Annotated in this window: 22 protein-coding genes; 7 read left to right on the top strand and 15 right to left on the bottom strand. The window is 61.1% G+C overall.

Going from position 1 to position 22,970, the window contains the following annotated elements; translation table 11 throughout:
* Positions 1–108 precede the first annotated feature (108 nt).
* The gene (locus BFP90_RS18465; protein WP_065897665.1) at positions 109–972 is read right to left on the bottom strand and encodes a LysR family transcriptional regulator; all 864 of its coding nucleotides are present in this window, start codon (positions 970–972) and stop codon (positions 109–111) included.
* 16 nt (positions 973–988) lie between these two features.
* Positions 989–3,229 (bottom strand): heavy metal translocating P-type ATPase, encoded by a 2,241-nt coding sequence (locus tag BFP90_RS18460; protein WP_065897664.1) that lies wholly within the window; start codon positions 3,227–3,229, stop codon positions 989–991.
* Positions 3,230–3,314: 85 nt separating this feature from the next.
* Between BFP90_RS18460 and cadR the strand changes: the two genes are divergently transcribed.
* A complete protein-coding gene (gene cadR / locus BFP90_RS18455; protein ID WP_065893866.1) occupies positions 3,315–3,755 on the top strand; it encodes a Cd(II)/Pb(II)-responsive transcriptional regulator in 441 nt (146 codons plus the stop codon).
* Positions 3,756–3,887: 132 nt separating this feature from the next.
* On the opposite strand, the gene BFP90_RS18450 is transcribed toward cadR, so the two are convergent.
* Positions 3,888–4,721 carry a thymidylate synthase gene (locus tag BFP90_RS18450; protein WP_057022799.1) on the bottom strand — a complete coding sequence of 278 codons (834 nt, stop codon included), beginning with the start codon at positions 4,719–4,721 and terminating at the stop codon, positions 3,888–3,890.
* Positions 4,722–4,772: 51 nt separating this feature from the next.
* Positions 4,773–5,585 carry a prolipoprotein diacylglyceryl transferase gene (lgt, locus tag BFP90_RS18445; protein ID WP_065897663.1) on the bottom strand — a complete coding sequence of 271 codons (813 nt, stop codon included), beginning with the start codon at positions 5,583–5,585 and terminating at the stop codon, positions 4,773–4,775.
* A 216-nt stretch (positions 5,586–5,801) separates the two neighbouring features.
* Between lgt and BFP90_RS18440 the strand changes: the two genes are divergently transcribed.
* Positions 5,802–6,548, top strand: a complete 747-nt coding sequence (locus tag BFP90_RS18440) for an NRDE family protein (RefSeq protein WP_065897662.1) — start codon at positions 5,802–5,804, stop codon at positions 6,546–6,548.
* 127 nt (positions 6,549–6,675) lie between these two features.
* On the opposite strand, the gene ptsP is transcribed toward BFP90_RS18440, so the two are convergent.
* Positions 6,676–8,955: a phosphoenolpyruvate--protein phosphotransferase gene (gene ptsP, locus BFP90_RS18435; protein WP_065887067.1), complete on the bottom strand. Its 2,280-nt coding sequence runs from the start codon at positions 8,953–8,955 to the stop codon at positions 6,676–6,678.
* A 22-nt stretch (positions 8,956–8,977) separates the two neighbouring features.
* Positions 8,978–9,457 (bottom strand): RNA pyrophosphohydrolase, encoded by a 480-nt coding sequence (locus BFP90_RS18430; RefSeq protein ID WP_053128161.1) that lies wholly within the window; start codon positions 9,455–9,457, stop codon positions 8,978–8,980.
* A 143-nt stretch (positions 9,458–9,600) separates the two neighbouring features.
* Here BFP90_RS18430 and BFP90_RS18425 point away from each other — a divergent pair, with 143 nt between their 5' ends.
* Entirely contained in the window at positions 9,601–10,257 is a 657-nt protein-coding gene (locus BFP90_RS18425; protein WP_065893869.1) for a histidinol-phosphatase, read from the top strand.
* A 106-nt stretch (positions 10,258–10,363) separates the two neighbouring features.
* Here BFP90_RS18425 and BFP90_RS18420 read toward each other — a convergent pair whose 3' ends face one another.
* A complete protein-coding gene (locus tag BFP90_RS18420; protein ID WP_065897661.1) occupies positions 10,364–10,777 on the bottom strand; it encodes a DUF2269 family protein in 414 nt (137 codons plus the stop codon).
* A 40-nt stretch (positions 10,778–10,817) separates the two neighbouring features.
* Positions 10,818–12,332, bottom strand: coding sequence for a threonine ammonia-lyase, biosynthetic (ilvA, locus tag BFP90_RS18415; RefSeq protein ID WP_065893871.1), 1,515 nt, complete (start codon positions 12,330–12,332; stop codon positions 10,818–10,820).
* A gap of 137 nt (positions 12,333–12,469) precedes the next feature.
* On the opposite strand from ilvA, the gene rpiA reads away from it, so the two are divergent.
* Positions 12,470–13,141: a ribose-5-phosphate isomerase RpiA gene (gene rpiA / locus BFP90_RS18410; protein WP_065893872.1), complete on the top strand. Its 672-nt coding sequence runs from the start codon at positions 12,470–12,472 to the stop codon at positions 13,139–13,141.
* A gap of 114 nt (positions 13,142–13,255) precedes the next feature.
* On the opposite strand, the gene BFP90_RS18405 is transcribed toward rpiA, so the two are convergent.
* From BFP90_RS18405 to BFP90_RS18390, 4 genes are all read right to left on the bottom strand, one after another.
* The gene (locus BFP90_RS18405; protein ID WP_065897660.1) at positions 13,256–14,164 is read right to left on the bottom strand and encodes an SdiA-regulated domain-containing protein; all 909 of its coding nucleotides are present in this window, start codon (positions 14,162–14,164) and stop codon (positions 13,256–13,258) included.
* Positions 14,165–14,284: 120 nt separating this feature from the next.
* The gene (locus tag BFP90_RS18400) at positions 14,285–15,211 is read right to left on the bottom strand and encodes an SdiA-regulated domain-containing protein (protein WP_065887061.1); all 927 of its coding nucleotides are present in this window, start codon (positions 15,209–15,211) and stop codon (positions 14,285–14,287) included.
* A gap of 230 nt (positions 15,212–15,441) precedes the next feature.
* Positions 15,442–16,107 (bottom strand): fumarylacetoacetate hydrolase family protein, encoded by a 666-nt coding sequence (locus BFP90_RS18395; protein ID WP_065887060.1) that lies wholly within the window; start codon positions 16,105–16,107, stop codon positions 15,442–15,444.
* Between the two features lie 22 nt (positions 16,108–16,129).
* Complete coding sequence (locus BFP90_RS18390) at positions 16,130–17,524, bottom strand: FAD-binding oxidoreductase (RefSeq protein ID WP_065893874.1); 1,395 nt, start codon at positions 17,522–17,524, stop codon at positions 16,130–16,132.
* A gap of 205 nt (positions 17,525–17,729) precedes the next feature.
* On the opposite strand from BFP90_RS18390, the gene serA reads away from it, so the two are divergent.
* Positions 17,730–18,959, top strand: a complete 1,230-nt coding sequence (gene serA / locus BFP90_RS18385) for a phosphoglycerate dehydrogenase (RefSeq protein ID WP_003176761.1) — start codon at positions 17,730–17,732, stop codon at positions 18,957–18,959.
* A gap of 208 nt (positions 18,960–19,167) precedes the next feature.
* Here the strand turns inward: serA and BFP90_RS18380 are convergent, their stop codons facing one another.
* Positions 19,168–19,608, bottom strand: a complete 441-nt coding sequence (locus tag BFP90_RS18380; protein WP_065887058.1) for a DUF4399 domain-containing protein — start codon at positions 19,606–19,608, stop codon at positions 19,168–19,170.
* Between the two features lie 134 nt (positions 19,609–19,742).
* On the opposite strand from BFP90_RS18380, the gene BFP90_RS18375 reads away from it, so the two are divergent.
* Positions 19,743–20,222 carry a transporter substrate-binding domain-containing protein gene (locus BFP90_RS18375; protein WP_065897659.1) on the top strand — a complete coding sequence of 160 codons (480 nt, stop codon included), beginning with the start codon at positions 19,743–19,745 and terminating at the stop codon, positions 20,220–20,222.
* Positions 20,223–20,363: 141 nt separating this feature from the next.
* Here the strand turns inward: BFP90_RS18375 and BFP90_RS18370 are convergent, their stop codons facing one another.
* Positions 20,364–20,996: a 2OG-Fe(II) oxygenase gene (locus BFP90_RS18370; RefSeq protein ID WP_065897658.1), complete on the bottom strand. Its 633-nt coding sequence runs from the start codon at positions 20,994–20,996 to the stop codon at positions 20,364–20,366.
* Positions 20,997–21,127: 131 nt separating this feature from the next.
* On the opposite strand from BFP90_RS18370, the gene BFP90_RS18365 reads away from it, so the two are divergent.
* Complete coding sequence (locus BFP90_RS18365) at positions 21,128–21,880, top strand: DUF2059 domain-containing protein (RefSeq protein ID WP_065893877.1); 753 nt, start codon at positions 21,128–21,130, stop codon at positions 21,878–21,880.
* Positions 21,881–21,986: 106 nt separating this feature from the next.
* Here the strand turns inward: BFP90_RS18365 and BFP90_RS18360 are convergent, their stop codons facing one another.
* The gene (locus BFP90_RS18360) at positions 21,987–22,922 is read right to left on the bottom strand and encodes an alpha/beta hydrolase (RefSeq protein ID WP_065897670.1); all 936 of its coding nucleotides are present in this window, start codon (positions 22,920–22,922) and stop codon (positions 21,987–21,989) included.
* Positions 22,923–22,970 lie beyond the last annotated feature (48 nt).

Raw genomic sequence — 22,970 nt, 5'->3', positions numbered from 1 at the left:
GGCGTGATAGGGGTATTGGTGGATTTGGGTTGGGCTCTTGGAGGTGAGCATGATCAAGCGGGACGCGGAGCGTCCCGGGAGGCGTTACCACGCGGAGCGTGGGAACGATCAAATTGGTGACATTTCCTGGGCAAGGCCAAGGAAAGCCGCCGGCAGCCGCGCACCTTTGCGCTCCTTGAGGCAGTACAGATACTCCGGAATCTGCGGCGCATTCTCAAGGGTCAGCACCTTCAGCTGCGGATCATGGGGCACTTCCTGCCGCGCAATGATGCTGATGCCGATATTGCGCAGCACCGCCTCGCGGATCGACTCACGACTGCCGATTTCCAGCAGCGGCCCGTAGCTGACGCCAGCGCCCTGAAGCATGTCTTCCGTCAGCCTGCGGGTGGTGGACCCCGCTTCACGCATCAGCAGCGTATGCCCGGCCAGCGCAGTCAACGGCACATTATCAAGCCTGGCCAACGGATGGTTGCGATGCACCGCCAATACCAGAGGATCAGTGCCGAGCACACGACGCACCAGGCGCGCGTCCTCCAGCAGTTGCGACGAGGCGGCGACGTCGACACGGTAGTCGTCCAGCGCTTCGAGCACCTGCTGGGAATTGCCGATTTCCACCGACACTTCCACTTGCGGCAGGCGTTCGCGAAAGGCTTTGACCAGATCGAGGATGTAGTACGGTGCCGTCGCGGCGATCCTCAGCGCGCCTTGAACCTGGCCATTGTTACGCAGGAAAAACTCGATATCCGCTTCCTGCTGCAACAGCGCCTTGACCATCGGCAACAGCCGCGCGCCCTCATCGCTCACCGTCAGACGGCGACCGCCACGGTAGAACAGTTCAACGCCGTATTGGCTTTCCAGGTTGCGAATCTGGGTGGTGACCGTGGGCTGGCTCAGGCCGAGTTTTTTCGCCGCCTGGGTGATGCTGCCCAGGCGGGCGACCTTGTAAAACGCCTTCAGCTCAGCACTCAGCACACCGCCCTCTCATCGTCTATTTGCGCAACAGGCGCAGGCCATTGAACACCACCAGCAGGCTGACGCCCATGTCGGCGAACACCGCCATCCACATGGTGGCCATGCCGAGGAACGTGACCGCCAGGAAAATCGCCTTGATCACCAGCGCCAGGGCGATGTTCTGCTTGAGGATACTCGACGTTTGCCTGGAGAGCCGGATGAATGCGGGAATCTTGCGCAGGTCATCGTCCATCAATGCCACGTCGGCGGTCTCGATCGCGGTGTCGGTGCCCGCCGCAGCCATGGCGAAGCCGATTTCGGCGCGGGCCAGGGCCGGGGCGTCGTTGATGCCGTCGCCGACCATGCCGACGCGGTAGCCCTGGCCGTAGAGCGTTTCAATCGCTTGCAGCTTATCGGTGGGCAACAAGTCGCCTCGGGCCTGATCGATACCGACCTGAGCCGCAATCGCCTGGGCGGTGTGGGTGTTATCGCCGGTCAGCATCAAGGTCTTGACGCCCAGGTCGTGCAGTTGCCGGATGGCTTCGCGGCTGCTGTCCTTGACGGTGTCGGCCACCGCGAACAAGGCCAGCGGGCCGGACTTGTCGAGCAGCAACACCACGGACTTGCCCTGTTTTTCCAGGGCGAAGAGTTTCTCCTCCAGCGCCGGCGAGCACAGCCCGAGGTCTTCCACCAGACGGTGGTTGCCCAGATGGTAGGTTTCGCCGTTGATGTCACCGCGCACACCACGCCCGGGCAATGCCTCGAAGTTATCCACAACGTGGGACGGCAGGTTTTTATCCACCGCCGCGTTGGCAATGGCCAGGGACACCGGGTGGTCGGAACGCCCCGCCAGACTCGCGGCCAGGGCCGGCGCGCTGTCCTGCACGGTGTCGAACAGCGGCACATAGTCGGTTTGCACCGGCTTGCCGTGGGTGATGGTGCCGGTCTTGTCCAGGGCCAGGTAGTCGAGCTTGTAACCGCCCTCCAGGTACACGCCGCCCTTGATCAGGATGCCTTTGCGCGCCGCCGCCGCAAGGCCGCTGACGATGGTCACCGGGGTGGAGATCACCAGGGCGCACGGGCACGCGACCACCAGCAACACCAGGGCGCGGTAGATCCAGTCGAACCAGACGCCCGCCATGAACAGCGGCGGGATGACGGCCACGCCCAGGGCAAACAAGAACACCGCCGGGGTGTAGATTTTCGAGAAGCTGTCGACAAAACGCTGGGTCGGTGCCCGCGCGCCCTGAGCCTGCTCCACCGCGTGGATGATCCGCGCCAGGGTGGAGTTGTTGGCGCCTGCGGTCACTTTATATTCCAGGGAGCCAGCCTGGTTGATCGTACCGGCGAAGACTTTATCGCCCACGGTCTTTTCAATCGGCAGGCTTTCACCGGTGATCGGTGCCTGGTCGATGGTGGATTGACCAGCAGTCACCTCACCGTCCAGGCCGATGCGCTCGCCGGGCTTGACCCGCACAATGGCGCCAAGATCAATGCTTTTGACCTCCTGTTCCATCCAGGAACCATCAGCCTGCCGCACCGTGGCCTGTTCCGGGGTCATCTGCATCAAGCCGCTGATGGCATTGCGCGCACGGTCCAGGGACTTGGCTTCGATCAACTCGGCCACCGTAAACAGGAACATCACCATCGCCGCTTCCGGCCACTGGCCAATCAGCACCGCACCGGTCACGGCGATACTCATCAGTGCGTTGATGTTCAGGTTGAGGTTTTTCAGGGCAATCCAGCCCTTTTTGTAGGTGGTGAGGCCACCGCTGAGGATCGACACCAATGCCACCAGGGCGATCACCCAGGTCGGTGCAATGCCGCTGAAATGCAGGACCTCGGCGCCCAACGCGCCCACGCCCGACACAGCCAGCGGCCACCAGTGCTTCTTGGCAGGCGGGGCGGCAGCAGGCGTGCCTTCTTCAATCGGGTCGGCCTGCATGCCGATGGATTTGATCGCGTCGATGATCGGCGCAGTGCTCGGCAAATCGTGGGTGACGCCGAGGATGCGGTTGATCAGGTTGAAGTCCAACTGCTGCACGCCGGCAAGCTTGCCCAATTTGTTCTGGATCAGCGTCTGCTCAGTAGGGCAGTCCATCGCTTCGATGCGAAAGGTGCTCAGGCGCGAGCCGGCGGTGGGGGCGTCGCTCAGTTGCACCCGCGCAGGTGCCGGAGCGCCGGAACAGCAGGCGCCGCCGTGGTCATGTACCGGCTTGAGCGTGTGCTCGCTGTGATCGTGGTCGTGCTTGTGCGGGGTGTGGAGGGAATCGCTCATGGTGTCGCGTCCGGAAAGGTGCCTGTTGCCAAGTAAAGACCCTGTAGCCACTATAGGGTCAAGCACCCATTTGGAGATTGCTGCGATGAAGATCGGCGAACTGGCCAAACTCACCGACTGCCCGGTGGAAACCATCCGTTATTACGAGAAGGAAGGCCTGCTGCCACCCCCCGCACGCACGGACGGCAACTACCGCGTGTACACCCAGGCGCATACCGAGCGGCTGATCTTTATCCGCAACTGCCGCAGCCTCGACATGACACTGGAAGAAATCCGCAGCCTGCTCAGCCTGCGCGACAGCCCCCAGGACCAGTGCGAAAGCGTGAATGCGTTGATTGATGAGCATATCCACCATGTAAAGGCGCGGATCGATGGGCTGCTGGCGTTGCAGGAGCAATTGCTGGACCTGCGCCAGCGCTGCGGGGGTGGGGAGCCGTGTGGAATCCTGCAGCAGTTGGAAGTCAGCGGAGGGATTGCGGCCAGCGAGGCCGAGCCCTCGCACGTGGGCCGCAGCCACGGCCACTGACTCAGGCTGATAACCGAATCAAAATGTGGGAGGGGGCTTGCCCCCGATAGCGGTGTGTCAGTCAGAATATCTGCTACTGACACACCGTAATCGGGGGCAAGCCCCCTCCCACATTTTTGACCGAGACAAGCTTTAGATCGCCACGTCTGCCTTGATGCTCGGATCCGCGTCATAGCCAACGATTTCGAAGTCTTCGAACTTGTAGTCGTAGATCGATGCCGGTTTACGCTTGATCACCAGTTCCGGCAGCTTTTTCGGCGTGCGCGCCAGCTGGGTGCGGATCTGTTCCATGTGGTTGCTGTAGGCATGGGTATCGCCGGTGGTGACGATGATCTCGTGGGGGATCAGGTCGCACTGCTGCGCCAGCATGTGGGTGAGCAACGCCAGCGCGGCGGTGTTATAGGGCAGGCCGAGGAAGACATCGGAGCTGCGGATGTACAACTGCATCGACAGGTGGCCGTCGTGCACGAACGCCTGGTAGAGCAGGTGACACGGGGGCAGCGCTTGCTTGCCGTTACGCGCATTTTCCTGGGGGCTCTTGGTTTCGTCCGGCAGGTATTCGACGTTCCAGCCGTGGAACAGGATGCGGCGGCTGTTGGGGTTGGTCTTGAGCGTGTGAACCATGTAGTCGATCTGGTTGATCGTGCCGCCGTCCTTGGTGGGCCAGGCGGTCCACTGCTCGCCGTACACCGGGCCCAGGTCGCCGTCTTCGGTGGCCCATTCGTCCCAGATGCGCACGCCGTTTTCGTTGAGCCACTTGATGTTGGTATTACCGCTCAACATCCAGATCAGCTCGTTGGCGATGCTTTTGAAGTGCAGCTTCTTGGTGGTCAGCAGCGGGAAGCCGTCGGCCAGGTTATGCCGATACTGGCGGGCGAACACGGCCTTGGTGCCGGTGCCGGTACGATCGCCCTTGGTCAGGCCATTGGTCACGACGTCGTGCAGGAGTTCGAGGTATTGCTTCATGTGATTACCCGTATCGTTGAAGCCAGGACCTCCTGGTCCTGGCATTCGAATTTAAAGCGTGGCGTTCTTCAGCGGTTGCGGACGGTTGTACGCCCACCACAACAGGCCCAGGCCCGCCAGGATCATCGGAATACTGAGGACCTGGCCCATGGTCAGCCAGCCCCACGCCAGGTAGCCCAACTGCGCATCCGGCACCCGCACGAACTCGACGATAAAGCGGAAGATCCCGTAGAACAGCGCGAACATCCCGGAAACCGCCATGGTTGGGCGTGGTTTGCGCGAAAAGAGGTAGAGGATGAGGAACAGTGCCACACCTTCCAGGGCGAATTGGTACAGCTGCGACGGATGGCGCGGCAATTGCGCCGGGTCGCTGAACGGCGGGAACACCATGGCCCACGGCACGTCGGTGGGCTTGCCCCACAGCTCGGCGTTGATGAAGTTACCGATGCGCCCGGCGCCCAGGCCGATGGGCACCAACGGTGCGACGAAGTCCATCAACTGGAAGAACGACTTGCCGTTGCGCCGGCCGAACCACCAGGCGGCGATCATCACGCCGACAAAGCCGCCATGGAACGCCATGCCGCCCTTCCACACTTCGAAGATCAGCGTCGGGTTGGCGATATACGCCGACAAATCGTAAAACAGCACATACCCCAGGCGCCCGCCGACGATTACCCCCATCGACATCCAGAACACCATGTCGGAGAGCTTCTCCTTGGTCCAGGTCGGGTCGAAACGGTTCAGGCGCCGGGAAGCCAGCAGCCAGGCACCGCCGATGCCGATCAGGTACATCAACCCGTACCAGTGGATTTTCAGCGGACCGATGGCCAGGGCCACCGGATCGATCTGCGGGTAAGGCAGCATTGCGACTCCTCGTTAAACATTTAGTCATGACGCATCGGACCATGCCGATGCGCGATTAAGCCTGCGTTACAGCTGCGAGATCAAATTAAGAAGTTCACATACACACCCAACGGCCCGGCATGTTAACGGATGGAAGGTGCGCGGCCCAACTTCGTTGCGATGGAACGCTCGCAGTTGTGTGGGTAGAGTGAGGAAAAACACACAAGGGATCGCCCGATGTGCCTGATTGTCTTTGCCTGGCGGCCGGGCCATGCCCAGCCGCTGATCGTCGCGGCCAACCGCGATGAGTTCTACGCCCGGCCCAGCCTGCCCCTGGCGCAATGGCCGGATCTACCCCAGGTCTATGCCGGTCGCGACCAGGAAGCGGGCGGCACCTGGCTGGGGGTTAACGCCGACGGGCGCTTTGCCGCGTTGACCAATATCCGCGACCCGCACCAGCCACCGTCACGCAAGTCCCGTGGCGAACTGGTGGCGCGTTTTCTCAGTGGTTCGCTGTCGATTGACGACTATCTGGCCGATGTTAATGGCCGCTCGATTGAATACGCCGGCTTCAACCTGCTGGTAGGCACACCGGACCAACTGTGGCATTACAACGCCAACGAGACCACGCCGACGCGGTTGAAGGCCGGCGTGTACGGTTTGTCCAATGCCGGGCTGGATACGCCCTGGCCGAAGTTGCTCAAGGCCAGGGCCGCACTCGCAGACATCCTCGACGATCCGCAGCCACAGGCGTTGCTGGATATCTTGAGCGACCCGCAGACCGCACAGTTCGCCGAGCTGCCGGATACCGGCGTCGGCCTGGCGACGGAGAGCCTGTTGTCGAGCGTATTTATCGCCAGCCCCAGTTACGGAACACGGGCGAGCACGGCGCTGATTGTGAATGCCGACGGCACGCGGCGGATGGTGGAGCGCAGTTTCGGGCCGCAGGGTGGCAGGCTGGGTGAAGTCGAACTCAATCTTTAATCACACCAAAAATCAAATGTGGGAGGGGGCTTGCCCCCGATTGCGGTGTATCAGTACCAGATACTCTGACTGACACACTGCTATCGGGGGCAAGCCCCCTCCCACAATTGGATGTTCATTGGCAGGTCTAAAGGGTTTTCGCAGAAGCCGGATTGATCATTCGGGTCAGCCCCAGATTCTTCAGCGCCAATTGCAGCGAGCTGTGGATAACCTGCGGGTTGTCGATGGTCATCAGCTCGGCCAGCAAATCCTTGGCCATGCTCAATTCAACCTGACGCAGCATCCACTTCACTTTCGGCAAGTTGGTGGCGTTCATCGACAGGCTGTCAAAGCCCATCGCCATCAACAGCACCGCCGCCGCCGGGTCGCCGGCCATTTCCCCGCAGATACTCACCGGCTTGCCTTCGGCATGGGCGTCGCGTACGACGTGTTGCAGCGCTTGCAGCACGGCCGGGTGCAGGTAGTCGTAAAGGTCGGCGACCCGTGGGTTGTTGCGGTCCACGGCCAGCAGGTACTGGGTCAGGTCGTTGGAGCCCACGGACAGGAAGTCCACCTGCCGCGCCAGCTCCTTGGCCTGATACACCGCCGCCGGAATTTCGATCATCACGCCGATCGGCGGCATCGGCACGTCGGCGCCTTCGTCGCGCACTTCGCCCCAGGCGCGGTGGATCAGGTGCAGGGCTTCTTCCAGCTCGTGGGTGCCGGAGATCATCGGCAGCAGGATACGCAGGTTGTTCAGGCCTTCGCTGGCCTTGAGCATGGCGCGGGTCTGCACCAGGAAAATTTCAGGGTGGTCGAGGGTGACGCGAATACCGCGCCAGCCGAGGAAGGGGTTGTCTTCCTTGATCGGGAAATACGACAGTGACTTGTCGCCGCCGATATCCAGGCTGCGCATGGTCACCGGCAACGGATGGAAGGCTTGCAGTTGCTCGCGATAAATCGCCAGCTGCTCCTTCTCACTCGGGAAACGCTGGTTGATCATGAACGGCACTTCGGTGCGGTACAGCCCTACCCCTTCCGCGCCGCGCTGTTGCGCACGGGCCACATCGGCCAGCAGGCCGGTGTTGACCAGCAGTGGCACACGGTGGCCGTCGATGGTCACGCACGGCAGTTCGCGCAATGAGTCCAGGCCCAGCGCCAGCTGTTTCTCTTCCTCGACCACTTCGGCGTATTGCTTGCGCAGCAATTCGCTGGGGTTGGTGAAGACTTCGCCGCGATGGCCATCGACGATCATGTCGATACCATCCACTTTGGAATACGGCAGGTCCACCAGGCCCATCACCGTCGGGATGCCCATGGCACGGGCCAGGATCGCCACGTGGGAGTTGCCCGAACCCAATACCGAGACCAGGCCCACCAGTTTGCCCTCAGGCACTTCGCCGAGCATGGTGGCGGTCAGTTCTTCGCTGATCAGGATGGTGTTGTCGGGGTAGACCAGGTTGGTGGTGCGGTCTTCCTGCAGGTAGGCGAGCAGACGGCGACCCAGGTCGCGTACATCCGAGGCACGTTCGCGCAGGTAGGCGTCGTCCATCATTTCGAAACGGTTGACGTGATCGGTGACCACCTGGCGCAGTGCACCCTGGGCCCACTGGCCGGTCTTGATCACGGTCTTGACTTCGTTACCCAGGGACGCGTCGTCCAGCATCATCTGGTAGACATCGAACAGCGCACGCTCTTCGGGGCGCAACTGGGTCGCCAGCTTGGTCGACAGGTTGCGCATGTCGGCGCGCACGCCTTCCAGGGCGGTCTTGAACAGTTTGATCTCAGCGTCGATGTCATCGACGGTCTTGTCCGGCACCACGTCGAGGTCGGCCGGTGGCAGCATGACCACGGCGGTACCCACGGCGGCACCCGGCGAACCCGGCACGCCGACGAACTTGGCTTCCTGGATGCCCTTGCCCTGGCGCCCCAGGCCGCGAATCGAGCCGGTGGCCTCGGCGTGGGCGATAACCCCGGCGAGCTGCGCGCTCATGGTCACCAGGAAGGCTTCTTCACCTTCGTCGAACTGACGGCGTTCTTTCTGTTGGATGACCAGTACGCCGACAACGCGGCGGTGGTGAATGATCGGTGCACCGAGGAACGAGGCGTAGCGTTCTTCGCCGGTTTCGGCAAAGTAGCGATAACGCGGGTGATCGGCCGCATTTTCAAGGTTCAGGGGTTCTTCACGCGTCCCCACCAGGCCCACCAGACCTTCATTGGGCGCCATGCTGACTTTGCCGATGGAGCGCTTGTTCAAGCCCTCCGTGGCCATCAGCACAAAACGGTTGGTCTCGGGGTCCAGCAGGTAAACCGAGCAGACCTGGCTGCCCATGGCTTCCTTGACGCGCAACACAATAATCCCCAACGCCGCCTTGAGATCCTTGGCGGAGTTAACTTCCTGGACGATCTTGCGCAGCGTATTGAGCATGGCTCGGGGTCGAACTCCGTCGTCAGTCGCGCGATAAAAGGCGCGGGGCAAGCTCTTTGAGAGCGCGACGATAAACCTCGCGCTTGAATGTCACCACCTGGCCCAGCGGGTACCAATAACTGACCCAGCGCCAGCCATCGAACTCCGGTTTACCGGTCAAATCCATCCGCACCCGCTGCTCATTGGAGATCAGGCGCAGGAGAAACCACTTCTGCTTCTGGCCGATACACAGCGGTTGGCTGTGGGTACGCACCAGGCGTTGCGGCAAACGATAGCGCAACCAGCCACGGGTACAGGCCAGAATTTGCACATCTTCGCGCTCAAGGCCGACTTCTTCGTTCAACTCACGGTACAAGGCGTCTTCAGGGGTTTCATCGGGGTTGATCCCACCTTGAGGAAACTGCCAGGCATCTTGGTTGATTCGGCGAGCCCATAGCACCTGTCCGGCATCATTCGTGAGAATAATCCCGACATTAGGACGGAAACCATCGGGGTCGATCACGGCAACAACCTCGCAAACGCATATCACCGCATTGTTCCACAAAGCTTCCTCCAGCGGCAACGAGGCTTCTTACCTTATGTGCACTCTTGTGAAAAGACCGTATTCTGGACGCCTTTTTACAGACTTTTCAGCGAGTAACTGCAATGCGCCTGGCTTTATTCGACTTGGACAACACCCTGATCGGCGGTGACAGCGACCACGCCTGGGGCGATTACCTGTGTGAACGCGGGATTCTCGATGCGGTGGCCTACAAGGCCCGCAACGACGAGTTTTATCAGGACTACCTGGCCGGCACGCTGGACAACGCCGCTTACCTGAACTTCTGCCTGGAAATCCTCGGCCGCACCGAAATGGCTCAGCTGGACGAATGGCACAACGACTATATGCGCGACTGCATCGAGCCGATCATCTTGCCCAAGGCGCTGGAACTGCTGGCCAAACACCGCGCCGCCGGCGACAAGCTGGTGATCATCACCGCCACCAACCGTTTCGTCACCGCGCCGATTGCCGCACGCCTGGGCGTTGAAACCCTGATTGCCACCGAATGCGAGATGGAAAATGGCCGCTACACCGGACGCAGCACCGATGTGCCGTGCTTTCGCGAAGGCAAGGTGACGCGTTTGAACCGTTGGCTGGAGGAGACCGGGTATAGCCTGGAGGACAGCTACTTCTATAGCGACTCGATGAATGATTTGCCGTTGCTGGAGCAGGTGACGCACCCGGTGGCGGTGGACCCGGACCCCAATCTTCGTGCTGAGGCTGAACGGCGCGGCTGGCCGGTGATTACGCTGCGCAGCTGACCCCCCAACCCTGTAGGAGCGAGCTTGCTCGCGAAAAACCTGAGAGCGCCGCGTGCATCCAGGATACCCGCGTCATCGTTGACGTTCTTCGCGAGCAAGCTCGCTCCTACACGGGCTTGGCCCCCATAAGCCCGGCAATCGCCACAAACCCCACCAGGCTCACCACCGCGAGCACCACAGTGAAATTCAGGCTGCCACCCTCGCCTCTACGCAAGCGATTAAGCCGCGCCACCAGCCAGAACCATGCCAGCGCCGCCACGGTGTAGAGAATGCTGGAGCCCAGAATCCAGGTTTGCCCCAGCGGCCAGCCAGTCAGGTGCACCAGCCACCAGCCGGTGAACGGCATGCTGAGCAGGCAAATGCCCATCAGCAGCCACACAAATGCCCACGGCCGTTGCATAGTCACCGCCGGCCCGGCGCTGCGCTTGCGCCAGGCCAGTACCGCCAGGCCGAGGCCGCTGAGCAGCAGCAACACGGTGGCGGCGATGTGGATAACCTTGAGGGTGGTCAGCGTTTCCATAGTCTCGATTCCTTGAAGGCCGCTCAGTCAGCTTAGTCGCTCAACCGAGGAACAACTGGTAGGCCGGGTTTTCGCTTTCATCCCAGTACGGGTAGCCGATTTCCGCCAGGGCCGCCGGCACCAGGTGGCGCTCGTCCGCCGGCACTTGCAGGCCGGCGACCACACGGCCATCGGCCGCGCCGTGGTTGCGATAGTGGAACATCGAGATATTCCAGCGCCCGCCCAGTTTGTTAAGAAAGTTGAACAACGCCCCCGGCCGTTCGGGGAACTCAAAACGAAACACCAGCTCGTCGCTGACCTTGGCGGCGTGACCACCCACCATATGGCGGATATGCAGCTTGGCCAATTCGTTTTCGGTCAGGTCCAGCACCGGGAAACCCTGGTCCGTGAGGCTTGCGATCAACGCACTGCGCGGATCGTTTTCCGGGTGGGTCTGCACGCCGACGAAGATGTGGGCCTCGCTGCCGGTGTGATAGCGGTAGTTGAATTCGGTAATCTGGCGCTTGCCCACCGCCTCGCAGAACGCCTTGAAGCTGCCCGGCTTCTCGGGAATGGTCACGGCGATGATGGCTTCGCGGCCTTCACCCAGCTCGGCACGTTCGGCTACATGGCGCAGGCGGTCGAAGTTGACGTTGGCGCCCGAATCGATGGCGACAAAGGTCTTGCCGCTGACGCCGCGGGTCTCGACGTACTTCTTGATCCCGGCCACGCCCAACGCACCGGCCGGCTCGGTGATGGAGCGGGTGTCGTCGTAGATGTCCTTGATCGCCGCACAGATTTCATCGGTGCTGACGGTGATCACTTCATCCACATAGTCTTTGCAGATGTCGAAGGTGTGCTGGCCGATCTGCGCCACCGCCACGCCATCGGCGAAGATGCCCACGGTCGGCAACACCACACGCTCACCGGCGGCCATCGCCGCTTGCAGGCAGTTGGAGTCGTCCGGCTCGACGCCGATGATCCTGATCTCCGGACGCAGGTATTTCACGTACGCCGCGATACCGGCGATCAGCCCGCCGCCGCCCACCGGTACGAAGATCGCATCCAGCGGCCCGGGGTGCTGGCGCAGGATTTCCATCGCCACCGTGCCCTGCCCGGCAATGGTGTGCGGATCATCGTAGGGGTGAATGTAGACGTAGCCTTTTTCATCGACCAGCTTGAGCGAATAGGCCAGCGCCTCCGGGAAGGAATCGCCGTGCAGTACCACTTTGCCGCCACGGGAGCGCACGCCTTCGACCTTGATTTCCGGCGTGGTCTTGGGCATCACGATGGTCGCCTTGACCCCCAGCACCTTGGCCGCCAGGGCCAGGCCCTGGGCATGGTTGCCCGCCGAGGCGGTGACCACGCCGCGTGCGCGTTCTTCGGCACTGAGCTGGGTCAGTTTGTTGTAGGCGCCGCGAATCTTGAACGAGAACACCGGCTGCAAGTCTTCGCGCTTGAGCCAAATCTGATTGCCCAGCCGCTCGGAAAGCTGGCGGGCAGTCTGCAAGGGTGTTTCTACGGCAACGTCGTAAACGCGCGAGGTGAGGATCTTTTTGACGTAGTGTTCAAGCATCGGCAGGCATCTACTTCGGGGGTTGGGCAGGACCACGGAGTCTAACCCGGCTTTTGGCCGGGAGACCACACGAATCCCAAGGTTTGTTGGGGTATACTCGCCGCCCTCGATAACTCCCCGCCCGCTCCGGAGCCCGCATGACCCAGGATCAACTCAAACAGGCAGTGGCCCAGGCCGCCGTCGATTTAATCCTTCCCAAACTCGACGACAAGAGCGTCGTCGGTGTCGGCACCGGCTCCACTGCCAACTGCTTTATCGATGCGCTGGCCCAGCACAAAGGCGCGTTCGATGGCGCCGTGGCCAGCTCCGAAGCGACCGCCGCACGCCTTAAAGGCCATGGCATTCCGGTGTACGAGCTCAACACCGTGAGCGACCTGGAGTTCTACATCGACGGCGCGGACGAAAGCGATGAACACCTGAACCTGATCAAGGGCGGCGGCGCAGCCCTGACCCGCGAGAAAATCGTCGCGGCCGTGGCCAAGACCTTCATTTGCATCGCCGACGCCAGCAAGCTGGTGCCGGTACTCGGTGCTTTCCCGCTGCCGGTGGAAGTCATCCCGATGGCCCGCAGCCACGTGGCCCGCGAGCTGGTGAAACTGGGCGGCGACCCGGTGTACCGCGAAGGCGTGCTGACCGATAACGGCAACATTATCCTCGATGTGTTCAACATGCAGATCACCCACCCGGTGGAGCTGGAGACGCAGATCAACGCCATCGTTGGCGTGGTCACCAACGGCCTGTTCGCCGCACGTCCGGCGGATGTGCTGCTGCTGGGCACCCCGGAAGGCGTAAAAACCCTCAAAGCCTAAAGACACCACAACTCCAATGTGGCAGTTCCAATGTGGGAGGGGCAAGCCCCCTCTCCCATTTGGTATGTGCTCCACGCTGGATTTATGTAACACAGCGTGCAGTGGATGTTCTGATCAGGGCTTTTTGAACACGTAGAACAGGTTCGGCTCACTGACCAGATACAGCGTGCCCTCGTCGTCCATGGCGATGCCTTCGGCCTGGGGCACACGCTTTTTCAGGCCGTGGCGCCCGTTGAGCAGCGACAGACTGCTCAGCGGGCGACCGTCGATGTCCAGCTCCAGCACCAGGAATGACTCATCCGACAGCGCCAGCAAATGGCCGCTGCGCTCATCGTATTGCAGGCTCGACAGGTCGCGCACAAACAGCCCGGCATCGCGCTTGGGGTTGTTGATCACGTGTACCGAGTAGGTTTTTTCCGCTTTGAAATGGGGAAAACCGTGGACTTCGTAAATCACCATCGGGTCGCGTTCCTTGGCGACAAACAGGCGCTGGCCCACCGAGTCATAGGCCAGGCCCTCAAAGCCCTTGTTGCTGCCAATGTGCACGCCCAGGGTCATCTGCTCCGCATCGGCCGCATCGAGAAACTGGGTGTCGTCATCCACATGCACCTTGATCAGCCGCTGCTGGCGCTCGTCGCTGATCACATAGATGTTGTCGCTGATGAACTCCACCGCCTCGGCATCGCCAAAACCCACCAGGGGAATCCGCCGCAGGATCTTGCCCTGCAGGGACAGCTCGACCAACTCGGCGTTTTTATTGGTGACGGTAAACAGGCTTTTGCGCACGGGGTCGTAGGTGAGGGCCGACACATCGTCGTCGAGCCCCTCGATCACCTGGCCCTCCAGGGACACGCGGTAATCGGCCAGGCCTATGCTGCGTTCATCGGCGGGCTGATGCCACACCCGCCAGTTGAACCAGGCACGTTCGAACAGACGAAACTGTTGCGCAACGACCCCGGCGGCAACCAGGGCAATCAGAATCAGGATGACTAAAGCGGGTTTGGGGCGGGCAAGTCGACGCATCGGGGCGGGCTCGGTGAAAAAACTGGCGAATAGATATCAAGGTCGCCTGAATTTAAACTTAAACGCGCCGGGATGCCTGTCGAATGCCGCTATTTGAGAAATGCCTGACGTAAACGTACGTTATTTCTGTTTCTCAAAACGATAAAACAGATTCGGCTCACTGACGATATACAGCGTACCGCTCTCGTCCATGGTCACGCCTTCGGCACGCGGGATGGTGTCCTTCAGGCCGTTGAAACCGCCCAGCAAGGTCATGAAGCTGACTTGCTCACCCTTCTCGTCCAGCTCCAGCAACAGGTGGGAGTCGGCCGACAGCACCAGCAGATGCCCGGTACGCGGGTCGACGGCCAGCGCCGAGAGGTTGCGCATATCAAGCTCGGTGCTGGCCAGTTTTTGCTTGTCGCCTGCCAGGGTCTGGCTGCCATCGCTTTTCCAGGTGAACAGCGCCGGTGGGCGCTCTTCGCCCAGCACGAGCTGCTGGTTGCGCTTGTCCCAGGTAATGGCTTCGAAGGCTTTGTTCTGGTCCTTGGACGGGCCGAGGTCATAACTGGGGAAATCGGCCTTGTTCAACGCCGTGGTGCCTGCATCGACCTTGATCAGGGTCAGGCTGTGCTGGCGCTCATCGACCACGGCCATCAGGCCGTTTTCCATCACCGTCACGCCTTCCGGGTTGTTCCAGCCATTGAGCGGCATCTTGCGCAGCACATCGCCTTGCAGGCTCAGCTCCACCAGGAACGGGTTCTTGCCCATCACGGAAAACAGGGTTTTTGTCTGGGGGTTGTAGGACAGGTCCGAAGCCTCATCCTTCTCCATACCGGGCAGCAGCTTGGCGTCGATGACCACGCGATAGTCCGGCAGCCACACACTTTCCCGGCGTTCGGCCGGGCTTTCAAAACCCTCCAGCACCCACAGCACACCCCGATCGTCCCAGTGCATGGCCCAGGCGATGCCATACAGGATCGCACCGGCCAGGAACACCCAGGAATACCAGCGCATGGTCAGGCGCGAGCGAAGCGTAGGTTTGGAAGTGGGCAGAGGCACGGCCATGGGGCGCTTTTTTCCGGAAAGTCAGCGGTAGGGAATAGCACAGGATCGGGATTATCCGGGTGACGTGTGAAAAAAATGCAAAAACACCGGTTTTGGCAGATGTACACAATCAAATGTGGGAGGGGGCTTGCCCCCGATAGCGGAGTGTCAGCCACAGATTTGCTGGCTGACACACTGCAATCGGGGGCAAGCCCCCTCCCACATTTTTACCGCACTTCGTCATGAAAAAATCAGCGCACCACGCTTTCGAAGCGGTTCACGCCCGACAACTCCAGCACCAGCTTGTCACCGACATTCAGCGGCCCGACGCCCGCCGGTGTGCCGGTCAGGATCACGTCACCGGCCTGCAGCGAGAAGCAGCCGGCCATGTGCTGGATCATCGGCACGATCGGGTTGAGCATCTGCGCACTGTTGCCGTTCTGACGCACTTCGCCATTGATGGTCAGGCGAATGCCGATATCGGTCACGTCGGCGAACGTGCTGCTCACCACGAAAGGCGCGATCACCGCTGCGCCGTCGAACGACTTGGCGATCTCCCATGGCAGGCCCTTGGCCTTGAGCTCCGCCTGTTTGTCGCGCAGGGTCAGGTCCAGGGCCGGGGCGAAGCCGGAGATGGCGTCCAGCACTTCTTCGCGGCTTGGCTTGTTCGACAACGGCTTGCCGATCAGCACCGCGATCTCCGCTTCGTAATGCACCGAACCGCGCTCGGTTGGAATGGCGAAACCGCCTTCGAGCGGCACCACGCAACTGCCCGGCTTGATGAACAGCAGCGGCTCGGTGGGTACCGGGTTGTCCAGTTCCTTGGCGTGCTCGGCGTAGTTACGCCCGATGCACACCACTTTACCCATTGGAAAGTGGATGTTGGTGCCGTCGACGTACTTGTGCTGGTAGCTCATGAAACGACTCCTTCAGGGGCGGTTAAACAGCGAAGATCTTGCCAGGGTTCATGATCCCGTTGGGGTCGAACACGGCTTTCACTGCTTTCATGTATTCGATTTCAACCGGCGAACGGCTGTAGGTCAGGTAATCGCGCTTGGTCATGCCTACGCCGTGTTCGGCGGAGATCGAGCCGTTGTACTTGGCGACGGTCTCGAACACCCACTTGTTCACGGTGGCGCACTTGGCGAAGAACTCGTCCTTGCTCAGGTTTTCCGGCTTGAGGATGTTCAGGTGCAGGTTACCGTCGCCGATGTGACCGAACCAGACGATTTCGAAATCCGGGTAGTGTTCGCCGACGATTGCGTCAATTTCGCCGAGGAACGCCGGCACCTTGGAAACGGTGACCGAAATATCGTTTTTGTACGGCGTCCAGTGGGAGATCGTCTCGGAGATGTACTCGCGCAGTTTCCACAGGTTATGCAGTTGGGTTTCGCTCTGGCTCATCACGCCGTCCAGCACCCAGCCCTGCTCGACACAGTGCTCAAAGGTTTCCAGGGCGTGATTGGCGACTTCTTCGGTGGTGGCTTCGAATTCCAGCAGTGCGTAGAACGGGCATTCGGTCTCGAACGGCGCCGGCACATCGCCACGGCCGAGGACCTTGGCCAGGGCCTTGTCGGAAAAGAATTCGAACGCGGTCAGGTCGAGCTTGCCCTGGAAGGCGTGCAGCACCGGCATGATCGAGTCGAAGTCGGTGGTGCCAAGCACCATGGCCGTGAGGTTTTTCGGCGCACGGTCCAGGCGCATGGTGGCTTCCACCACAAAGCCCAGGGTGCCTTCGGCGCCGATGAACAGCTGGCGCATGTCGTAGCCGGTGGCGTTCTTGATCAGGTCGCGGTTCAGTTCCAGCACATCGCCCTTGCCGGTGACCACTTTCATCCCGGCCACCCAGTTGCGGGTCATGCCGTAGCGAATCACCTTGATCCCGCCGGCATTGGTGCCGATATTGCCGCCAATCTGGCTGGAACCGGACGATGCGAAATCCACCGGGTAGTACAGGCCGTGTTCTTCAGCGACGTTCTGCAACTGCTTGGTGACCACGCCCGGCTGGCACTTGGCGGTGCGGTCGGTGAGGTTCACGTCGAGAATCTGGTTCATGTAGTCGAACGACACCACCACCTCGCCATTGGCCGCAACGGCCGCCGCCGACAGGCCGGTGCGGCCGCCGGACGGCACCAGCGCCACCTTGTGGGTATTGGCCCAACGGACGATGGCCTGCACCTGCTCGGTGGTCTTGGGGAACACGATGGCGCATGGCGCGGGCGCGAAGTGCTTGGTCCAATCCTTGCCGTAAGCCTCCAGGGAGTCGGCGTCGGTCAGCACTTTGCCGGGCTCAACCAGGGTCTTCAGCTCATCAATCAGGGCAGGATGGGTCATCGACAGAACTCTCGAACAATTCATGGTCATCCTGAGAACGCTTCACGTCGCAGGAATAGGTGTTTAGCGGGGCGCGTATGCTAGCATACCGCCCCCGCAGGACAGAGCCCAAGGGCGTTTCTGCGGTGACGGCTTTCCTGCCGTCCGGGTCAGCTTGCGCTGCTCGATTCCCTGCCATTTTTCTCCGGGATACAGGTTTACGCAGATGAGCAAGACTTCTCTCGATAAGAGCAAGATCAAGTTCCTTCTTCTGGAAGGCGTCCACCCATCGGCTGTCGACGTTCTGAAAGCCGCCGGGTACACCAGCATTGAGTACATCACCAGTTCTCTGCCGGAAGCCCAGCTCAAGGAAAAGATCGCCGACGCGCACTTTATCGGCATTCGCTCCCGCACTCAGCTGACCGAAGAGATCTTCGACCACGCCAAGAAACTCGTGGCCGTCGGCTGTTTCTGCATCGGCACCAACCAGGTCGACCTCAACGCGGCGCGCGAGCGCGGTATCGCGGTGTTCAACGCACCCTACTCCAACACCCGTTCCGTTGCGGAGCTGGTGCTGGCCGAGGCCATCCTGCTGCTGCGCGGTATCCCCGAGAAGAACGCGTCCTGCCACCGTGGCGGCTGGATCAAGAGCGCGGCCAATTCCTTCGAAATTCGCGGCAAGAAGCTGGGGATCGTCGGTTACGGTTCGATCGGCACACAGCTGTCGGTACTGGCAGAAGGCTTAGGGATGCAGGTGTTCTTCTACGACACCCTGACCAAGCTGCCGCTGGGCAACGCCACGCAAGTGTCGAGCCTGACCGAGCTGCTGGGCATGTCCGACATCGTCACCCTGCACGTTCCGGAAACCGCCGAGACCCAGTGGATGATCGGCGAGAAGGAAATCCGTGCGATCAAGAAAGGCGGGATCCTGATCAACGCCGCACGCGGCACGGTGGTCGAGCTGGACGCCCTGGCCGACGCGATCAAGGACAAGCACCTGATCGGCGCCGCCATCGACGTGTTCCCGGTGGAGCCACGCTCCAACGATGACATCTTCGAAAGCCCGCTGCGCGGCCTGGACAACGTGATCCTGACCCCGCATATCGGCGGCTCCACCGCTGAAGCCCAGGCCAACATCGGCCTGGAAGTCTCGGAAAAGCTGGTCAAGTACAGCGACAACGGTACCTCGGTATCGTCGGTCAACTTCCCGGAAGTGGCCCTGCCGGCTCACCCTGGCAAGCACCGTCTGCTGCACATCCACCAGAACATTCCGGGTGTGATGATGGAGATCAACAAGGTCTTCGCGGAAAACGGCATCAACATCTCCGGTCAGTTCCTGCAGACCAACGAGAAGGTCGGCTACGTGGTAATCGACGTCGACGCCGAGTACTCGGACCTGGCGCAAGAGAAGCTGCAGCACATCAACGGCACGATTCGTAGCCGCGTGTTGTTCTAACGCTTTAAACGCTGCACAAAAAAGGGAGACCCGGCGGGTCTCCCTTTTTTTCGCCTTTTGATCGTTCCCACGCTCTGCGTGGGAATGCCGCTCGGGACGCTCTGCGTCCTGCTCTCAGTGAATAACCAGGCACGTGCGAGATGGCGACGCGGAGCGTCACGGGATGCATTCCCACGCGGAGCGAGGGAACGATCAGTCTGCACAACGCTTACTTGACGTTAACCGTGATGACTTTCGAGGCAACCGTCGGGTTGAACTGCATGTGCAGCTTGTCGCCGGCCACCAGTTGCAAGGTGTGCTTGCCGGGGGTCAGGGTCAATTCGGTCTCGGTCTGGGCCTTGCCGTAATGGATCACGGTGTCGGTGGCCGGGATCGGCAGTTTTGCATCCGGCAGTTCTTTCTGGTCGATCAGAAGGTGGTGATGGCCGGTGCCGGGCGTCTGATCGGTGGCCGGTGCCAGTTTCAGGCCTTCCATGCCGAATTTCACGGTAAAGGTTTTATCGACGGTGGCGCCGTCTTTCGGCGAAACGATAAACACCTTGGCACCTTCAGGTGGAGCGCTACGCGGGATACCGTCAGCGGCGGTCGCCAACATCGAAGCGCCCAGCAACAGGCTGGCCAGGGTTGCACGGGACAAAAGGGCTTTCATTCGCTTCTCCAGTTTTTCTGTGAAATCTGTAGGGTTATGACAACTTCGCGGCAAATTGCTGTCCAAGGCACTCAACACCATAGCAAAACGATGCTGAACAGCGCCTCGTACATCCGAATTCCTTAGGAGTGACCATGCGCTTCTCGCCTGGCCTGTTACTGTTGCTTCCCCTTCTGAGCCCCTGGGCTCACGCCGAGCTGATCGACGACGTCAATGATCGCGGTGAACTGCGCATCGCCCTCGAAGCCAATACCCCGCCCTTCAATTTCAAGGAAGGCGACAAACTCACCGGCTTTGAAGTGGAGCTGGGCGAGCAACTGGCCAAGGAAATGGACGTTCGCCCTTCGTTTATCACCACCGATGATGCCGACCTGCTGAACGGCGTGGCGACCGGCAAATACGACGTGGCAATCAACCATATCGCTATGACTGCCGAGCTGAAGGATCGTTTCGATTTCAGCGCCGCGTATAACGACAAACCTGAACTGGCGATTCCGTTTCAGAAGGGCAACCCTGCGTTCAAGAGCAGCCTGGACGGGGCGTTGAAACGGGTGAAGGACGATGGTCGGTTAAAGGCGCTGGAAGAGAAGTGGCTCGACGGGAATACGCGATAACCCATGTGGGAGGGGGCTCGCCCCCGATGGCGGTGTATCAGTATCAAATGTGCTGACTGACAGAATGCTATCGGGGGCAAGCCCCCTCCCACATTGTGTTCCAGGCAAGACTTGAGGGATGGATCGGAGCCTTTTGCCTGCTCAGAACGGCTCGTTGCCGCGCCTACGAAACCAGCCGGTCAGGGACAGGCGTTCGCGCGTGGCGGGCAGGACTTCGTGGGGCACCTCGCCCGACAGGAACACCACCAGGCTGCCGCCGGCGGGCAGCACGTCATGTTCGATGCCGCCCTTGAGGTACATGCGCAACTGACCGCCGTGTTCGGGCAGCCAGGCGTCATTCAAATAAATCACGGCCGAGACCATGCGCCGGTCATCGTCGCGAAAACGGTCCAGGTGCTTGAGGTAGAACGCCCCGGGCGGGTACATCGCGAAGTGGCTTTCGAAGTCTTCCAGGCCGAGGAACAGGCCACGGTTCATCGCCAGGCGCAGGCTGTCCATCACGGCCATGTAGGTGTCGCAGACGGCGGCGTCGCCCTCTTCCAGCCATTGGATATGATCGCCGCGAATCCCCTCGCGAATTTCCTGGGCCGGCCCGCGCCCCACGGCCGCCGGGGCAAGCTCACCTTCGGCCGCACGTTTACGGCACTCGGCCGCCAGCTCCAGGGTCAGAGCCTGGGGCAGGAAGGCGTTCTGCTGCGACCAGCCTTTTTCGGCCAGGTCGTCGACAATGCGTTGCAGCAGCGGGTGATCGAGGGGTGTTTGCATGGCGCGCATAGTATCCATACGCCTGTGAATCCGACAGCGCCGTCGAGCGCCCGAATACACTTTAGTCAGGTGACTGATAGGACTTCTCGACAAATCCTACGCCCGACACGGACAATAGTGGCCGACTGACAGGAGTCCTTATGCGTCGTTTGTTTTTTTCCTTGCTGATGTTCTGCGTTTTACCCGCCTGGGCAGACGGCCATGACCAGTTGTACAAAGTCGCCGGCTGGGCCGAACAACGTGCGCACTTCAACGACGCCCTCACTGCCGCACAGCAGCGCTACCGCAACAGCCTGCCGCCGGCGGTGTACCAGGCGCTGGTGGACAACAGCAGCAAACGTTTCGCGGCCCAGGCCATGGACCAGCGTGCCGAAGCGCAATTGCGCAAGCACCTGGCGGACCCGAAACCGGCCCTCGCGTTTTTCCAATCGCCCCTGGGCCGCAAGATTGTCGCCGCCGAGCTGCTCGCCACGCGTCGCGACCAATTGGCGAAAAACGCCCAGGGCCTGCCGAAAATCCAGGCCGACGCCACCCGCAGCCTGATCATCGGCCACCTGGCCCAGGCTCTGCCCGCGCGTGAAGCGGGCGCCGAAGTCAGCCTGGCGATTGCCGGCGTGGCGGCGGACAGCTTGAGCCAGATGATCCCCGGCCTGCTGGGCGGCGGTCAGGCCCAGGGCATGTTGAATGGGCAGCGTGAGCGCTTGATGCAGCAGATCGACAAGGATCTGAATAACACGCTGCTGTACGTCTATCGGGACTTGTCCGACCCGGAGCTGGAAGAGTTCGCGACGTTTGCCGAATCACCGGAGGGGAAGGCGTATTATCAGGCGGCGCTGGCGGCCATCCGTGCGGGACTGGCTGTCGGCCAGAGCACCTCAAGCCTGGCGCAGTAATAAAAATGTGGGAGGGGGCTTGCCCCCGATTGCAATGGATCAGCTACACATAAGTTGACTGACCCACCGCTATCGGGGGCAAGCCCCCTCCCACATTTGGATTGTGTTACTTCAGTTGCTGCGTAAGAAAATTGAAGTACTCCTCGCGAATCTCGGGGATCTCATTGGCCAAATGATGCCGGCCGCGCTTGAGCATCAACACCTCAGGCCGATCGAACTTACTGCGCAGCACCTGCAAGTTGTGCCGCCAATCCACCGTCATATCCTCCTCACCCTGCACGATCACTGGCCGCCGAACGCTGCGGGGTGCGGCTTCGATGCGTTTGATCCAGCACGCCAGCGCGCCCACCCAGGCGGTGGGCAGTTGGCGCGGCTGCAACGGGTCGGCTTCGAGAAAAGGCCTGAATGCCGGGTCGTTGGAGTTATCGCTGAAACGTCGCGCGATGCCTTTGACGAACGGGCGCAGCAGGTAATAGCTGAGCTGCGACCAACCCCAGGCTCGCGGACGTACCAGGGGCGAGAGTAGGAACGTCTTGCCCTGGGCCGGGCTTTCGTCGCCGTGGTTGAGCAGGTGGTCAACCACGATTGCGCCACCGGTGCTTTGCCCGAACAGGTGCCAGGGTTGCGGCAGTTGCAACGCCGCGGCTTCGGCGAACAAGGCCTGCACCACGTGCTGGTACACCGCAAAATCATCGATGCTGGCCCGTATGCCGCTGGACAAGCCATGGCCCGGCAGGTCGCAGGCGATCACCACAAAGCCCTGCTCCAGCGCCCAGTCCACGGCATGGCGATACAGTCCCATGTGGTCGTAGAAGCCGTGGAACATGAACATCGTTGCCACCGGCGCCGAAGGCCACCACACCTGCGCAACCACCTCGAACCCGGCCACCTCCATACGCCCCAGGCGGCTCACGGCCTTGCGGGCCGGCAGGTCCAACCCGTAGAACCGCTGGTATACCCGCGCCTCGGCTGACAGCGGCTGCGCATGCATCAGGGGCTGCAAGCTTTCGCGCAGATGATCAGGGTCAAAGGTGACGGGCATAAAGGCTTCCAGACTGACGGCGAAGATGAATATCGAGCTGCGATATTC

Source organism: Pseudomonas sp. 24 E 13, from assembly GCF_900004715.1.
Taxonomy (GTDB): domain Bacteria; phylum Pseudomonadota; class Gammaproteobacteria; order Pseudomonadales; family Pseudomonadaceae; genus Aquipseudomonas; species Aquipseudomonas orientalis_A.
The sequence above is the reverse complement of the archived record's forward strand: the minus strand, read 5'-3'. Positions and strand labels throughout refer to the sequence as shown.

Bases quoted from the DNA above. Each gene is read 5' to 3' on its own strand.
- BFP90_RS18460 (WP_065897664.1), bottom strand. From the start codon at position 3,229: ATGAGCGATTCCCTCCACACCCCGCACAAGCACGACCACGATCACAGC.
- cadR (WP_065893866.1), top strand. From the start codon at position 3,315: ATGAAGATCGGCGAACTGGCCAAACTCACCGACTGCCCGGTGGAAACC.
- BFP90_RS18450 (WP_057022799.1), bottom strand. From the start codon at position 4,721: ATGAAGCAATACCTCGAACTCCTGCACGACGTCGTGACCAATGGCCTG.
- lgt (WP_065897663.1), bottom strand. From the start codon at position 5,585: ATGCTGCCTTACCCGCAGATCGATCCGGTGGCCCTGGCCATCGGTCCG.
- BFP90_RS18440 (WP_065897662.1), top strand. From the start codon at position 5,802: ATGTGCCTGATTGTCTTTGCCTGGCGGCCGGGCCATGCCCAGCCGCTG.
- ptsP (WP_065887067.1), bottom strand. From the start codon at position 8,955: ATGCTCAATACGCTGCGCAAGATCGTCCAGGAAGTTAACTCCGCCAAG.
- BFP90_RS18425 (WP_065893869.1), top strand. From the start codon at position 9,601: ATGCGCCTGGCTTTATTCGACTTGGACAACACCCTGATCGGCGGTGAC.
- BFP90_RS18420 (WP_065897661.1), bottom strand. From the start codon at position 10,777: ATGGAAACGCTGACCACCCTCAAGGTTATCCACATCGCCGCCACCGTG.
- ilvA (WP_065893871.1), bottom strand. From the start codon at position 12,332: ATGCTTGAACACTACGTCAAAAAGATCCTCACCTCGCGCGTTTACGAC.
- rpiA (WP_065893872.1), top strand. From the start codon at position 12,470: ATGACCCAGGATCAACTCAAACAGGCAGTGGCCCAGGCCGCCGTCGAT.
- BFP90_RS18405 (WP_065897660.1), bottom strand. From the start codon at position 14,164: ATGCGTCGACTTGCCCGCCCCAAACCCGCTTTAGTCATCCTGATTCTG.
- BFP90_RS18400 (WP_065887061.1), bottom strand. From the start codon at position 15,211: ATGGCCGTGCCTCTGCCCACTTCCAAACCTACGCTTCGCTCGCGCCTG.
- BFP90_RS18395 (WP_065887060.1), bottom strand. From the start codon at position 16,107: ATGAGCTACCAGCACAAGTACGTCGACGGCACCAACATCCACTTTCCA.
- BFP90_RS18390 (WP_065893874.1), bottom strand. From the start codon at position 17,524: ATGACCCATCCTGCCCTGATTGATGAGCTGAAGACCCTGGTTGAGCCC.
- serA (WP_003176761.1), top strand. From the start codon at position 17,730: ATGAGCAAGACTTCTCTCGATAAGAGCAAGATCAAGTTCCTTCTTCTG.
- BFP90_RS18380 (WP_065887058.1), bottom strand. From the start codon at position 19,608: ATGAAAGCCCTTTTGTCCCGTGCAACCCTGGCCAGCCTGTTGCTGGGC.
- BFP90_RS18375 (WP_065897659.1), top strand. From the start codon at position 19,743: ATGCGCTTCTCGCCTGGCCTGTTACTGTTGCTTCCCCTTCTGAGCCCC.
- BFP90_RS18370 (WP_065897658.1), bottom strand. From the start codon at position 20,996: ATGCGCGCCATGCAAACACCCCTCGATCACCCGCTGCTGCAACGCATT.
- BFP90_RS18365 (WP_065893877.1), top strand. From the start codon at position 21,128: ATGCGTCGTTTGTTTTTTTCCTTGCTGATGTTCTGCGTTTTACCCGCC.
- BFP90_RS18360 (WP_065897670.1), bottom strand. From the start codon at position 22,922: ATGCCCGTCACCTTTGACCCTGATCATCTGCGCGAAAGCTTGCAGCCC.